The sequence below is a fragment of the Pectobacterium actinidiae genome, assembly GCF_000803315.1.
Taxonomy (GTDB): Bacteria; Pseudomonadota; Gammaproteobacteria; order Enterobacterales; family Enterobacteriaceae; genus Pectobacterium; species Pectobacterium actinidiae.
On the sequence record NZ_JRMH01000001.1, the window covers coordinates 451315 to 467592 of the forward strand.

7 protein-coding genes are annotated in these 16278 nt (G+C 51.2%); 1 reads left to right on the top strand and 6 read right to left on the bottom strand.

All coding sequences use genetic code 11. The features are described 5' to 3' along the window. Positions 1 to 28: 28 nt before the first annotated feature. The 6 genes from KKH3_RS01920 to KKH3_RS01945 form a co-directional block, all read right to left on the bottom strand. A complete protein-coding gene (locus tag KKH3_RS01920; RefSeq protein ID WP_039355287.1) occupies positions 29 to 4102 on the bottom strand; it encodes a non-ribosomal peptide synthetase in 4074 nt (1357 codons plus the stop codon). A 77-nt stretch (positions 4103 to 4179) separates the two neighbouring features. After that, positions 4180 to 9675 carry a type I polyketide synthase gene (locus KKH3_RS01925; RefSeq protein ID WP_039355289.1) on the bottom strand — a complete coding sequence of 1832 codons (5496 nt, stop codon included), beginning with the start codon at positions 9673 to 9675 and terminating at the stop codon, positions 4180 to 4182. A 139-nt stretch (positions 9676 to 9814) separates the two neighbouring features. After that, positions 9815 to 10084, bottom strand: coding sequence for a hypothetical protein (locus KKH3_RS01930; protein WP_039355291.1), 270 nt, complete (start codon positions 10082 to 10084; stop codon positions 9815 to 9817). Between the two features lie 99 nt (positions 10085 to 10183). Further along, positions 10184 to 10456 (bottom strand): phosphopantetheine-binding protein, encoded by a 273-nt coding sequence (locus tag KKH3_RS01935; RefSeq protein ID WP_039355293.1) that lies wholly within the window; start codon positions 10454 to 10456, stop codon positions 10184 to 10186. Between the two features lie 10 nt (positions 10457 to 10466). Next, complete coding sequence (locus tag KKH3_RS01940) at positions 10467 to 11978, bottom strand: amino acid adenylation domain-containing protein (protein WP_039355295.1); 1512 nt, start codon at positions 11976 to 11978, stop codon at positions 10467 to 10469. A gap of 117 nt (positions 11979 to 12095) precedes the next feature. Further along, positions 12096 to 12725: a DUF2589 domain-containing protein gene (locus KKH3_RS01945; protein WP_039355297.1), complete on the bottom strand. Its 630-nt coding sequence runs from the start codon at positions 12723 to 12725 to the stop codon at positions 12096 to 12098. Positions 12726 to 13050: 325 nt separating this feature from the next. On the opposite strand from KKH3_RS01945, the gene KKH3_RS01950 reads away from it, so the two are divergent. After that, complete coding sequence (locus KKH3_RS01950; RefSeq protein ID WP_234991481.1) at positions 13051 to 16149, top strand: non-ribosomal peptide synthetase; 3099 nt, start codon at positions 13051 to 13053, stop codon at positions 16147 to 16149. Positions 16150 to 16278: the final 129 nt, after the last annotated feature.

Sequence of the window (16278 nt, forward strand, 5' to 3'; positions counted from 1 at the left end):
GCGTTGGAAACCGCAGACGGCGAATGTGTTATTGCCATACTTTTTTGAGCTGTTCGGCTATGCGAGAAATATGTGGGGCGTTCATCATTGAGATATGATCGCCGGAAGTTGGCAGTACCGTCAGGCAACCTGAAGTGAGGCGACGCCATCCCAGTCCAGTCTCTGGCAGACGGATACGACCGGGTAAAATATCTTCCGCTTCGACGACCAGCACATCACCTGAGTAGCACTCGCCACGGTAAGCATCTGTCGCATAGATATGGGTTTGCAGGATATTGATAAAATCCTGAAATGCTCCAGGCCCAATCGACTCAGGAACCAGTCCCACACGTTTGAACTCAGCCAGAAAGCGCGACGTTCGTTGCGCATTGCTCATGTCTGCAAGCGACTGCTCCGAAAGATCGAAAGACGCACCGGTAAACAACGCCACTTTATGTGCGAAATACGCCAGACGTTCCGCCTCATTCATGCCTGCTGAGTCGTCGATGTTGATCTCTGGTGCTGGTTGGTCCAACACGAGTACCGTCGGTGTTATGCCTTTTCTCGTGAGCTGCTGCGCCATTTCAAAAGCGATAGTTGCGCCGAGAGACCATCCTCCTAATACCAGACGAGAATGATGAACGATGTCGCCAGCTTCTGAGAGATAGAAAGCGGCGAGTGTTTTGATGTCGGCGTTATAAGGCTGGTTAACGCTGAAATCGGGCACCTGAATGCCATAGATCGGATAGCGCTCGCCCAATTCACGCGCCAGCGCGGAATAGCACAGCACGTTACCGCCTGCTGGATGGATCAGAAGTAAAGTGGGTTTATCTTCAGGCTGCCCACGATTGATCGTCACTCTTGCGGTTTGAGTCTGTGATCCCTTTTCTTCAATCACTCGGGCCAATTGGGCAATGCTGCTATTTTCGAACAACTGCCCAAGAGACAGTGATGTCCCAAAGTGCTGGTTAACGCTCAGGATGAGCTTTAATGCGCTGAGAGAATTCCCGCCAAGGGTAAAGAAGTTCTCCTGCGTATCAATCGTCTCGCTTTGTAAAATGTCGCGATAAATTTCATGCAGGTCGTGTTCGCGCTGATTTTCCGGCGCATGGAGTGCTACGCGCTTTTCTGCTGAGGGCAGGGGTAACGCGGCATAATTTATCTTACCGCTGGCGGTTAATGGCATCGCCTCTAGCCATACCCAGCGTTCGGGATGCATATAGTCTGGCAGTTTTTTTTGCAGCGCCGTTTTTACCGTGGTCTGGCTGGGTTCATCAATGCCGCACAGGTATGCGGTTAAGACGGTTTCCCCGTGGTGCAGCGTGTTTTGTTTAATGGCAACGTGGGTCGCATTAGCAACCTGTTGCAATGCCTGCTCAATCTCCGTCAGTTCAACACGATAGCCGCGCACTTTAACCTGACGATCCAAACGCCCCATAAATTCAAGATTGCCATCAGGCAGGAGGCGACCTTTGTCACCGCTGCGATAGAGCCGTTCGCCCTCCAGATAAGGGTGAGGAATAAAGCGGGCGTTATTTTGATCTGGCAGGCCGATGTACCCTTCTGCGACATGTGAACCGCCCAGATAAATTTCGCCCGGTAAGCCCGTCGGAACGAGCTGGTGATAAGCATCAAGTAGCAGGACATGGCTATCGGACAGAGGCTTACCGATGGGCAAATAGTCACCTGAAAGGCGACAGAGATCGTCCGGCACTGGATAGGTGGTGACGCCGACGGTGCATTCTGTTGGACCATAATGGTTGAGGATGCGACAGGACGTTTGGAACTCGCGTACGCGCTTGATGAGTGACAGAGGAACGCGTTCTCCGCCGATAACCAGCAACTGGCGAGGCAACAACGCGTTAGCCTGCGGTGACGTTAGTAACGTCGCTAAATGCGACGGCGTGATTTTTATGCAATCGACCGGATAGTGCGCCAGATAAGCGAACAGCTCCTGTGGGGAGCGGAGTAATTCCGTGCTGATCACCTCTAACTGACCTTGGTGAATCAGTGCAGGGAACAGAACCGTGTGTGCCAAATCGGTTGTGAAGGATGAAAACATGCCGTAGCGGGCATCGGGCGGCAGGTTGAGCACGGATCGAATGGCCTGACAGTAGTGGCTAAGCTGTGAGTGTTTGACACGAACGCCTTTTGGTTTGCCGGTACTGCCCGAGGTATAAATGATGTAAGCTGGGCCATCCGTAACCTGTGGTTGTGATGGATTGCTCACCGGCATCCTACTGCGATTTTGTCTTACGTAGAGGCAGGGGAGCGTGTCACCGGGTGACTGTTTGTCGATGATGACGCAACGGGCGGCGGAGTTTTTCAGGATGAACTCAACCTGCTGTGCAGGAAGATCCATATCGACCGGGACATAGCATCCGCCAGCTTTTAACACGGCCAGAATCGCGACGACGTAATATTCGCTTTTCGGCATGAACAGTGCGACACACTCCCCCTGCGCAATGCCGTCTTTCTGGAGCTGATGTGCCAGTTGGTTTGCCCGTTCATTGAGCTGAGCATAGCTGAATGCGCGCCCTTCACAACGAACGGCGATGGCATCGGGATTTTGTCGTGCCTGTTGTTCAAACTGCATATGCACCGCAGGCGGGAACGCGGTAGCGGTCGGGTGGCACTGTGCAATGGTCGCACTACGTTCTTCACCGCTTAGCAGTGAGATATCCCGGACGGTTAATTGCGGCTGGGTGATTAAGGTTTCGAGAAGAGTCCGCAGATCGTTCAGCATGCGCTGGATAGTGCTGCTGGAAAATAATGCGCTGCTGTAGTTCATGGTGAACAACAGGCCGTCACTATCTTTGTCTTCCTCTACCCATAAGTTCAGATCCAGTTTAGCGGTACCGTAATCCACTTTTAACGGCTTATATTTGAACCCGCCATGGCTACTGTGAAAATGAGGGAAGACCTGATACGTCAAGATTGCCTGGAAGATCGGATTGATCTGGGGATTACGCACATAGGTAATTTCGTCCAGAATATAATTGAACGGTACATCCTGGTATCTCAAGGTTTCTTCACACTCGGCGCGCGCGCCCTCGATCAGGGAGGCGACACTGGCATTAGGATCGATATCAAAACGCAATGGCAGGGTATTCATGAATAGCCCCATCATGTTTTGCGTGGCAGGTAAATTGCGATTGGCAAACGGTGCGCCGATGATGATTTCCTGCTGCCCGCTGTATTTGTGCAGCAGGAGTTGGTATGCCGTGAGGATAACGTGGAATTGTGTTGCCTGATGCTGTGTTGCACAGGTTTGCAAGCGCTGGCAGAAAGACGCATCAAAGAACTGGCTGACGATTCCCCCGGTGGTGCTCATTTTGGCTGGGCGAGGGTAGTCCGTTGCCAGATCTAACTGCCCTGTGATGCCATCCAGCTTTTTTGCCCAATAGGCCAACCCGGTCTGGTATTCGCCCTCGGTATACCATCGATCTTCCGCCAGCGCGTAGTCGGCGAACTGGAGCGTTTTTTCGATGGGTAATGTCCCACCCTGTAGCAGACGAAAGTAGTTTTCCATCAGCATTTTGAAGAACACATTGACCGTCCACCCGTCGGAAATAATGTGATGAAAGGTCAGGAACAGGACATAGTCGTGCTGATGGGTTTTGACCATATGGAGATAAACCAGCGGGCCATTCTCCAAATCAAAAACGGTATTTCCTTTCGCCTTGGCCGTCTCCGAGACATATTTTTCAATGTCTTCTTCGCTGAATGCGGAGATATCTTCAAAGCTGAACGAGAAAGACATATCGTCAGCAATGCACTGGTGTACATCGTTATCGACTAGCCGGAATGTTGTACGCAGAATGTCATGCTGTTGCATCAGATAGTTGAGTACCTGCTGTACTCGTTGCGGCTCCATATCGTGCTCGATCCTGCAGGCAAGCACATACGGATTGTTATAGACCTGGCTATCATCAAGATATTGGGAGAGCATCCAGATGCGCTTCTGCGCGCTGGTCATGGGGAAATGTACTCTGCCGGGTGTCGCGTGCGGAGCAATGGTTTTACCTGATGGTGTCTTGCTCGTTCTCTTCTTTTCTCTCGCCAGCTTTTTGAGTTCATCCAGACTAAGCGAGGTCAGTTTTGCGGTGGGAAGCTGCGTCATTATCGAGTCTCATTTTGTGGCATTCGGTTTTACATTTGTGGCCGCCTTCGATAGGCCTACTGAAGGCGGCCGTTCCCTTATTCCTGTAATAAGGCTTCCAGCTCGGTAAGGATCAGCGTTGCTAACCCTTTCACGGTCTGGTTCTGGTAAAACAGATCAACGCGAATATCGATTTCAAATATGCCGGAAACGGTAGACACGACCTGTACTGCCAGCAGCGAGTTACCGCCCAGTTCAGTAAAGCTATCGTTAACGCCGATCCCCGAGATCCCCAGAATGGACTGCCAGACTTTGACGATCTCCTTCTCAATGTCATTTTCTGGCGCGACGTAATCCACAGAGAGGACTGGTCGGGCATACCCTTCCGTTGCTTCGCTATCCTGCAAGATGAATTCAGGCGTTTCCTGTTCAGGAATCGACTCATAAATGAGCTGGTTCAGATCGCTGGTAACAACCACCAACTGTGCAAATTCCAGATGCGCGAGCTGGCGTTTGATTGCGTCCAGCCCTTCTGGCAACAGAATGTCTTTATCTGCCAGATTTACTTTTACTGCTGCTGTGGTTGAGGCGCTTTCTGACGTAGCGAGCTGATTGCCCATCGTCATCTTCATCAGCGTGTAGTTTTCCAGGACCAGCAGCGGAACGCCCTCTGATGACAGGAACGTGATATCCATGACGATGGCGCTATCCTGCGGCTGATAGGCCTGCTTGAGCCTGGCGTGGACGTAGCACTCTTTCCCCAGTGGCGATAAGAAGGTCATCTTGCCATAGCTGATAGGCAGGAAATTTTCCTGTGTAATCAATGACAGGCAGGAGATGGCCGTGGCATCAATCACTGCGGGATGGTACGGGTAGCGGGTAAGATCGTGCGTATAGTCGCTCCCCAATACTTTGTGTATCAGCCATTCGTTATTACCCTGAACGATCTCGCGGTGGTTGTTCCAGCGCTGGCTGAACGACAGGAAATTTTCGCCCGTGTTGGCATTTCCCAGCTCGGTGATAAACGGCGCATAGGGAACCTGCGTGGTGCAGCGCTGTTTGATGGTGTCAATCGATTGTGGCGTGAGGTCAGCCGTTGCAGTGCTGTGGCCTATGCCTCCGAACGCGTGTTCCTGCCATGCCAGTTCAAGTACGCCCTGAGTTTTGAGGCTGAATTTATAGCCTTTCCCCTCTGGCGTGATGAATAGCCTCATCTGACGCGGCCAGGCGTCGGTATAGATCACCGGCTTGGTCAGCATCAGGTTTTTGACCTGAAGACTTTCCTGAGGCTTAAAGCACGTCATGAACTCATGCAGCAGCGATAAGATTGTCGCGCCCACCAGTGAGGGCTGCTTCGCGAGGCGGTGCTCATCGATGACCCAGTCTTGCACGGTGAGATTAACCTGATAGCTTTCCTGCATACCTTCGCGCTCAAGGTACGTAAGCAGGTCGCCTTTGGTTTCCTCAACCGCCGCCAGCTTGCTGTTTTTCTTCTCCTGCAACTGCTTGCCCCAACGGACAGCCATTCCTACATCGCCCCATTTTCCCCAGTTCAGCGAGACGGTGCGTCCGCGGCGGTGCTGGTTGCGGTAATGTGCAAAGGCATCCATAAAGGCGTTACCCGCGCAGTAATCGATGCGGGCTTCGTCACCGACGATGGAGGTTATGGAAGAGAATAAAATAAAGAAGTCAGGCTGTTTGTCCTGTAGCAATTCATCCAGAATGAGCGATCCTGCGACTTTGGGATCGAGCACGTTGGCGCAATCGGCGTCATTCTTCAGAGGAATGATGCCGCCACCAGCCACGCCTGCCGTATGGAACACCCCGTCAATCTGCGGAAACGCGGACAACATCTCGCGCATACCGTGGTAATCATTCACGTCAACCTGTGCCAGATGGATCGTGTTGCCACGGGCTTCCAGACGTAAAACGCTCGCCAGTTTCTCACTGATAGGATCGTCAACCGGATGCTGTTGGATCCAGGCTTGCCACTCTTCACGCGGTGGTAACGCGGCGCGGTAAGTCAGGATGATCGCTGCATTGCTTTTTTCAGACAGGTGGTTGGCGAGCAGGATCCCCAATCCGCCGAGGCCACCAGTGATGAGGTAAACGCCGTCATCTTTCAATTCGGCAGGTAAACCGAGAGTGTCCTGCTTCAGATGTACGGCCTGATAACTTTCTTCCCAGCGTTGGTTTCCACGGTAAGCCACCAGATTGCCGTGTGTGGCGATATGGCTTTCTGCAATCAGATTGTGGGCAACTTCATCAAGCTGTTCGGCATTCTGTTTGAGATCGATATCCACCAGGTGACATTGCACTTCAGGATACTCGTGGTAGAACACGCGCGAAGGCCCGACCAGTAACGCATTCTCTGGTGAGCTAATGCGCTCACCCATCACGCTGAACGTGTTGCTGGTAGCGAAGGTCACATGCAGGTCGTCCAGCACATTCTCGTTCACCAGCGCTTGCTGGAGATAGAGGGCAGGGTAGAACGTGTTCAGCGGTGAGGAGAGATAGGTGTGATCAAGCGGCTGGACCTGTTCCTCGGCCGTCAGGTTCCATAAATACAGGATACGTGATGGACGTAATCCTTGTTCTGTCAGGCTTTTCAGCAGCCGGACATAGTCGGCGCGCGAGGATACGTTGAGGGTGTATCGGCCTTCGGAAAGCGTTTCCTGATACTGCGTTCCCGGGCTGACAAAAAAGACCTTATGCCCGTCTTTTTCCAGTAGCGGTTTCGCACGTTCGGCGATACCCAGCGTATCGGCCAAAAGCAGCCAGCAGGTGTTCTCCGCTTCAACGCGTTTGCCCGCCATGTATTTCGCTGGAATCGTTTTCTTCCAGGTCGGCATATAGAACCAATCGCCGATATCGGCCTGTTTGCGCTTTTTAGCCTTAACGGATTGCTCACTCTGCATGTCATGACTGGCTGACGACAGGGCTGGCAGGGCGAAGCGTTTTCGCTCGAAAGGGTAGCCCGGCAGCGGGATGCGGCGACGGCGCTGTTCTGAATGATGCTGATGCCAGGGAACGTTTACGCCGCTTGCCCAAAGTGCGCCGAGCGTCGAGAGGAGGTACTCGCCGGATAAGGCAACGTCTTTCGCCGTTGGCAGGGAGGCATAAATCAATGCACCATCTTCTGCGCTGAAATGCTGCTTGGCGGACGATTCCAGCGAGCGTCCCGGTCCGACTTCAAGGAATACGAAATCGTGATACTCGTCAGCCATCAGCGTTTTAAAAGCATGAGAGAACATGACTGTGTTGCGAACATGTCCAACCCAATAATCGCTGCTTTTAGCGACATCTTCACTCATCCATTCCCCGTTGACGGTCGAAACAATAGGGATTTTCGGTGCATGTAACTCGATGCTGTCAATGACCTTTTTGAAGGCGGGCAGCATAGGTTCCATCATGTGTGAGTGGAATGCGTGTGAGGTGTCCAGATGTTTACAGAAGATATTACTGTCTTCCAACTGCTGTTGGAAACGTGCGACATCGTTTGAAGCACCAGCGATGACGCATAATCCGGGGTAGTTAACCGCCGCAATTTCCAGCTTGCTGCCGTGAAGTTTGGCCTTCAGACTTTCTTCATCAAGCAGAACGGCAAGCATATCTCCCGCGGGTAAAGCCTGTACCATTTTGCCCCGCATCGCGACGGCTTTCAGCGCATCTTCCAGTGAGAATACGCCGGACAGGCAGGCTGCCACGTATTCCCCCACGCTGTGGCCGATCATGACATCCGGCTGAATGCCCCACGACATCCACAGTTTTGCCAGACTGTACTCCACCACGAACAGTGACGGCTGGGTAAACTGGGTTTCATTGATGCGGGACTCGGCGATATCGTCGCTGTCCTGAAAGATAATCGACGTCAGGTTGACGTCCAGAATGGGTTCCAGATAGTCACAGCATTGATCCATGCTCGCGCGGAAAACATCGTAGGTGTCGTACAGTTCACGCGCCATATTGACGTACTGGTTGCCCTGTCCTGGGAACATAAACACGACGGATTTTTGGTTTTTTCCCTGCTGCGTCACTACCAGCGACGGCTGATCCAGCTTGGTCAGCAGTGAATCGCGATCCTTCCCGATAATGGCGGTGCTGTGCGAGAACTTTTGTCTCCCAACCTGTAGGGTGTAGGCGATATCTGCCAGATTGGCGTCGTCATGCGCACTGAGATAATCGCGCAGGCGGCGTTTCATGTCTTCCAGCGCTGTGCGGCTTTTGGCAGAGAAAGGCAAAACCAGCAGACTGTCGTCATGGGTATCGCCCGCGTTGAGCGGGGGAGCGGCTTCCAGAATGACGCAGGCATTGGTGCCGCCGACGCCGAAAGAGTTCACCAGCGCGCGGTGCGGTGTCTCCGACGGTTCGAGCTCGCTGAGTTCGGTGTTCATGATGAACGGGCTGGTTTCAAACTCAATGTTGGGATTTGGCGATTCGAAATGGAGCGAGGCTGGCAGCTTGCCGGTTTCCAGCGCCAGCGAGGCTTTGATGAGGCTGGCCATGCCTGATGCCGCGTCAGTATGGCCGATATTGGTTTTCACCGACCCCAGACGGCAATACTGGGTTTTATCTGTATATTCCTGAAACGTTTGTGTAAGCGACGTGAATTCGATGGGGTCGCCCAGCGCCGTCGCGGTGCCGTGGGCTTCAACAAAATTGATCGTGGCGGGATCAAGCTGCGCATTGGCGATTGCCTGTTTGGCAACGGCGATCTGCCCGTCGATGCTCGGTGCGGTAAAGCCGGCTTTCAGGTTACCGTCGTTATTCACTGCGCCGCCTTTCAATACGGCGTAAATATGATCGCCGTCGCGTACGGCGTCATTCAGGCGTTTCAGTAATACGACGCCAGCACCGCGGCTGAACACCGTGCCGTTGGCTCGGGAGTCAAAGGCATAGCAGCGGCCATCTGCGGATTCCATGCCGCCTTGCATATAAGGATAGCCCCGGCGTTCTGGCGTATCCACGGAAACACCGCCCGCAACGATCAGGTCACTTTCCCCGTTCAACAGGCTATTCATGCCCATCACGACGGCGACCATCGCAGTTGAACAGGCTGTTTGTACGTTAACGCTCGGCCCTTTGAGGTTGAGCTTGTAAGACACGCGGGTCGTTACGTAATCTTTATCATTGTTGGTGACGACCGACGCGCCGCTGGCGTATTTCTGCACTTCAGGATGGGCGTTAACTTTACTCAAATGCCAGGCGGTTCCCGTTCCACCGAATATGCCAACCTTGCCGGGGTAGGTGGCTGGGACATAGCCTGCATCTTCAAACGCGTGCCAGCAGCATTCCAAAAAGACGCGATGCTGGGGATCCATAATTTCGGCATCGCGGGGGGTGATATCAAAGAAATTAGCGTCAAAGTGCTGTGCGTTGCCCAAAATTCCCCGACGGCGAATATAGTTGGGTGAGGCGATCATCTCTTCTTCAATGCCCGACTCCCTCAGTTCTTCTTCACTGAATGTGCTGATCGTCTCCACGCCGTCCAACAGGTTTTGCCAAAATATCGCGGTATCTTCCGCACCGGGAAAGCGGGCCGACATTCCTACAATAGCAATATCCTTATCGCGGAACTGTTCTTGCTGTTTCATTTCATTACCTCACCGTGAATATATTCGCCTCCTTTCACGGCGCAGGTCGCTAACCTTCTTTCTCCGAATACTATCCAAAAGAAAGAAAAGTCGACGTCCTACGCCGTGAATATAGAAGGACAGCTAAATTAAACGTGAATTACTTTTTGCTACCCGCGATTTCGGCAGTAATCCGGCTGATGATACTTTGCAGACTGGATGCCGACGGATGTTGCAATGATGCTTTGATGGAAACAGGAATAGCAGGAATAGATTTTTTCCCCCAATATTTTCTGACATAAGGGAGGACTTTCTGACCAATCGCATAATAGTTAGCGGGCTTGGATGAATTTTGGTGACTCAGGACAAATTTAATTGTTGAAGCCACCTTCGCTTTTACTGCTGCGGAATTCAATTGATTTGCAGACATGGTATTACCACCTATTATCAGTTAAATAAGGATGATGAAACACATTTCCCATTACAGGGCGGTTATTCCCCTGGAGTATAAATACGCTTTTTGGCGTAATTACTTCTTGCTGCCTGATTTCCCAGCGTGTATTTCGCTAATGCGTTTACTTAGCATCTGTACCGTTGGGTATTGGAATAAATCAACAATAGAGATAGGAGACTCTATTTTGTTTTTTATTTCGCGATAAACCTTGGACATCAGCAGGGAGTTCCCTCCTGCATCGAAAAAATTCTCTTGAATAGAGACCTTTGGGTTATTAAGAACGTTCCGCCAGATAGAGATAATGTTTTTTTCTATCTCGGAAGGTAATATTGCTTTGTCATTTGACATTTTTTCACCATTAGTTATTTACGCAGGAACACAACTTAGATTTATCAATTTTTCCATTGGGATGCGTTGGCATTTTTTCCAACGCAACGAAATGAGAGGGCACCATGAAGAAAGGTAGCGTCTTGGCAAGGTGCGCTTTTATTTCCTGAATATCGATGTGCTTTTGATGTCGTAACACATAAAAGGCTGAGAGCGATGGCGCCGCGTTTTCCGAGCGTTTTTCGAGAATAACGGCGGCATGGTTAATTTGCGGGATTGCCTGTAAGTGCGTTTCTATTTCCGCCAGTTCAATACGGTGCCCGCGCAATTTAACCTGACTGTCTATTCGGCCAATGAACTCCAGAACACCGTCGACGCGCTGCTTAACCCAGTCACCGGTTTTATACATCTTTTGCTCAGATTGATGACTAAACGGGTCATTAACAAATCGCTCCTGCGTCAGCTTTTCCGCATTCAGGTAGCCTTTTGCCAGAATATCCCCTGCCAGATAAAGCTCGCCGCTTTCCCCCACGTCAACAGGCTGCTGCGCGTCGTCCAGTACATAAGCGATGGCGTGAGGGATGGGTTTGCCAATCGGGGCGATTTTTTCTTCTGCTCCGGGCTGGCAGTGCCAATGACAGGCAAATATTGTCGCCTCGGTTGGGCCGTAGAGGTTGTGGATATTTCCTGGATATTGCAGGGAAAGATCGTTGACCAGCGTTTGATCGAGCGCCTCGCCGCCAGAAAAGATATGGCATAGCGAAGTGCAGCGGGATAGCACTTCCGCATCAACAATGACGCGCAGTGCTGTCGGTACGAACTGCGCAACGGTGACCTGATGATGACGCATAAATTCAGCCAGCAGTTGCGGATCGTACTTGGCATCCTCAGTAATGACCGCACAGCTTGCGCCAGCGATCAGCGGCCAGAAAATTTCCCACACCGAGACGTCAAAGCTGAACGTGGACTGGTTAAGGACAACATCGTCGTGCTGTAGAACGAAGGCGTTTTGCATCCACGCCAGATAATTGACGACCGTTCTGTGGCTGACCATGACGCCCTTCGGCGTTCCGGTGGAGCCGGAGGTGTACATTACATAACAAAGCTGTTCTTCACTGACTGAGGGAAGTATGGGAGCAGTCTGAACGCTCAGATCGATCTGATTGATGTCAACGATCTCACGATGGCTCGGTGCCAGCGTAAGCGCGTGTGCACTGTCGGTGATGACCAGACGCGCATCGGCATGATTGACCATATAATCCAAACGCTCGTGTGGATAGTAAGGATCAAGGGGTAAATAGCACGCACCGGTTTTCAATACGCCGAGCAGGCTGACGATCAAATTCGGGCTTTTATTCAAATAAATGCCGACAACATCCTTCGGCTTTACGCCCCGCTGCAATAGATCGTTCGCCATGGCGTTTGCTCGCTGATCCAATTGCTGGTAGGTCAACGTTTCTGTATCGCTTCTCAGAGCGATGGCGTCTGGCGTCTGATGTCGCTGCTGTTCAAATAAGGTATGGAGCACTCTTGCCGATGCCATGATCTGATCCTCTGGTGATGCCAGGGGTCACGCCGGGCATCCTTTTACGCGTTATGCAGGTACGGCACACATGCACTATGCCGCTGAGTAATATTGCTGCTGAACAATATGCTTTGATTATGATGACGCTTCTTGTTGCTCCGCAGGCGCTGGTGGCGCGGCGTTTTCCGCTATCTGCGGTGCGCTTTCCCCTGCGGGAACACTGGGTCTGATGGCGGCATCGGTCAGAAAATCGATGACGCGCATGAGCGCTTCAGGCGCGGGTTGACGTTTTACCTGCGTGTGAATGCTGTATTTGGCGCGAGTGTCCGTGGCTCGGGTTTGTGCCGATTTGTGTGATACCCGGCCAGCCATTTTGACCTTGAATGCCCCCCATCCCAGCGAGGCCGCCAAATTGCCGTCTTCTCCGGTGTCATCGGATAAAGATTCACTCTGTGTGACTTCAAGCTCGAAATCGATCGTCCCTTCTTCAATAGAAATAATCGGATGGGTAATCGCGGCAATGAGCGGTATGCGCATCGTTTTTGTCACCGAACCTTTTGCGACTCCGCTTTCATCAATAAGCGTTTCGTCGTAGTCGAATTGGATGGCGACGGCTTTATTATTCTGAATGCAGACGGATAATAGAAAATCCGTATAGGCTTTGCTGGCTTGAACCTGGGCGTTAATCATTGCCTGTAATGGCCCGCTAATCATATTTTCCAACGGTAGCGCATTAATAACAGAACCGATAAATTGTGAATCCATCGGAGCCTCCAATTATCTACGAATAGGGTGGTGATGACTGTCAATAAAACATAGCAAAGGGAAGGGGAAATAATACCCGTCAGGGTACGGGGGGACTTTCGCATTCTGGCATAGTCCTTTTGGTATATAGGCAATAATGTCTTTTATTTGTTAAACCCATACTCAGGTATGCGCATTATTTTATGTGTCTTTCCTGGTATTAGCATGACGAACCCATCATTACGTGTTCTCATTTTTATCGCATTAATTTTTCATCGCGTGAGATACCGGAAGTCGCGTTAGAACCATTCCCGCAAAAAGCATCCTTTTACAATATGGAAGGAAAATGATGAAGAATAGAAAAACGGTCTTTGAAATTATTTCTGAATGGTCACTGAAAAGTCCCGAGAAGACGGCGGTGGAATTTAATGGCGACAGGCTGAATTATCAACAACTCGAGTCGCAGTCTCGCCGTTTGGCAGACTATTTATTATCACATTATCCGGATAATAAACGGGGCAGAATTGCCGTCTATCTTGAACCTGGTGTGATGATGCCCGTAGTCTTGCTGGCTATTTTAAAAGCAGGACATACCTACGTTCCCCTCTCGCATTTTCATCCGTCAGAAAGAATTATCCAGATCCTTGATGATTCTTCGACATTTTTACTTATTTCCACGCGAGCGATGTTAAATAAAACGGCCATCGATAAGGTTTTTCCCTCTACGATGGTAGTAGAGGATATCCATTATCCTGCCGAGCCTGTGGCGACGTTGCCACCCGTTTGCGAAAACGATCTGGCTTATATTCTCTATACCTCCGGTTCAACTGGGAAGCCAAAAGGAGTGGCCATCGAACACCGGAACCTGAATTATTATTTGAACTGGTTTAATGAGGATGTGTGGCCAGAGACGCGCGCGACGCTCCCTCTGACATCGACACTCAGCTTTGCCGCCGCTGTGACACAGCTTTATGCGCCTTTATTACGTGGCGACACGCTGTTTATTTTGCCTGCCGACAGCCTGAATGAGCCAGAGGTGTTATTACGCTGGCATCAGCAACATCCAGACGGAGCCATTTATTGTGTGCCGACCGTTTGGGATGAACTGCTGCGCTATCAGGCATCTTCTTCTCACGCGTGGGCATTACCCAAAACGGTTTTTCTCTCCGGCGAGCCTGTCTCTTTTGATTTACAAGAGCGTACCTTCCAGCAGATTTCTGATGTCCGGCTCTTTAATCTGTATGGCCCGACGGAAACGACGGCCAACTGCTCATTTGCTGAATTAAGGCCGGGAAAAAGTGTGACGCTCGGTAAGGCACTGCGTGGCAGCGACATTCTCATCGTGGATGAGAATCTGCGTCCCGTGGCTGAAGGGGAAGAAGGGGAAATTTGCGCGTTCGGTGAAGGCGTCGCCCGTGGCTATATTAACCGCGACGAATTAACACAGCAGCGTTTCTTCACTCATGTTCGAGCTGATAAACGCTCTTGGGGGCACCGCACTGGCGATCTAGGGAAAATGACGCCAGAAGGGGAGATCCTGTATCTGGGACGTATCGATCGCCAGATTAAGATTAATGGCATTCGTATCGAGCCTGAGGAAGTCGAAATCGTGTTACGTCAGCATGGTGATATCGACAAGGCGCTGGTGCGGCCGATTCAGGAAAACGGGCGTCAGCGCCTGGTGGCCTATCTGGTGAGCCGTAACCCGTCGCTTGCTACGAACGATTTGCGTCGCTTCTTGCAGGATAAACTGCCGCGAGCGATGCATCCGTCCCACTTTATTATGCTGGAAACCCTGCCCAAATTGCCTAACGGAAAATTGGATGTGAGCCGACTTCCAGAGCCTTGTCCGCAGCGTCCTGAGTTGGGATATCCTGTTAAAGCCGCAGGTAATGAGCTGGAACAGGAACTGATCGATATCTGGCAAGAGGTGCTTGGTTTTCGTGAACTCGGTGCCAACGATAACTTTTTTGATTTAGGGGGCGATTCGCTTCAGGCGATGAAAGCCAGGCTGCTAATTAGAAAGCGGCTGTTTAGTGAAATTGATTACCCGTTATTTTTCAACAATGCGACGCCCCATCTGCTGGCTTTCATCGTCCCTTACTATGTTAACGATGATGAACCCGCGTTTGACGAGAGCAAGACGGATATCGAGGCGCTCGAACCCTCATCGCAGCAGCGTTATTTTCTGACGCTGGATCAGCTCAGCCCAGAGCCTTCGGTCTATCAATTGGCTTTTCGTCTGGCGATAAAAGGAGCACTGGATGAATCTGCCGTGGAATGGAGTATTCGGCGTATTCTTGAAGGTAATCCGGTACTGCGAACCCGCTTCGATCTGGATCGACTACAGTGCCTTGAGGGGGATTATCCGATTGAAGCGATCCCAATTGAACGGCTGACGGCGTTCTCTCCCGATGGAGAGACGAATACGCTGAGCGACAGACGACTGATGGAACTGGTCAGTACGCCAGAGATGGATGTAGAACACTCGCCGCTCATCTGTTTTCATCTGGTTTCGCTGACGGCGCAGCGGCATATTCTGCTGGGACGTGTACACCATACGGTATTCGACCATGACGCTATTGGTTTGTTCTTCAATCAGTTTGTTGATTACGTTCGTGCTTATAGCGCTGGCGATCGCAGCTATCGAATAGGCTGTGGGGATCGCCATCTGCGCTATCGGCAGCAGCAACGTCGCACCAAAGATCAGTGCTATCCGGGAGAGCGCCAGTTCTGGCTGGATAAAATGGAGGATTACCTGGCAGCAGGGGCCGATGCGACGGCATTTCCGCTCAGTGACAGTCAGGATGGGGAAAATTATTGGTGCATCTTGTCAGATACGCTGACGCAGGCGATAAAGCACTATGCCCAGCAGCATCGTACGACGCCGTTTGTCTGCATGCTAACCGCTTTTACCCTGCTGCTCAAAACGACAAACTATCGTCATGTTCCCATCGGTATTCCGGTATCGAACCGTATGCTGACTGAAAACGCCACCACGATAGGCTGCTTCGTTAACATGGTGGCTTACTACGATGATTCGCCGGTTCAGGAATCTTTCAACACGCTTTTGGCTCGCAGCCAGAATAAGATTCATGCCATTTTAGACCATCAGACGTTACCCTATGATGTGCTAATGGCTGACGTCCGGGCCAAAGGATGGTCTGATAAGCTGCGTTTTCCTGTCAGTTTTAACTATCTGACTGCCATGCCGCCGGCGATAAAAATTAATGAGACTGTCTATCAGATCGCGGATATTGCTCATTGTCAGGCTCGGCTGGATTTAACGCTTTCTGTTTATGATGATGAGGCACTGACACTGTGCTTTAATTATCAGAAAGTGGCTTTTAAAGCGGAAGAGATTGCCGTGCTGTCCCATCAGTACCATCAAATTCTGATGGATATCGTACAGCCAAAAACTTCTCTCTTTCACAGTAGTCTATAGGTCAGATAAACAAGGCGTCCCTTACAGAGACGCCTTCGTTGGGGAAATCCTACATGTATTTGACTGGATGGCCGGACGAATGGAGAAGAGGAATGTGGCGGCAGGAAGGCGGTTCGGCACCTTCCTGTC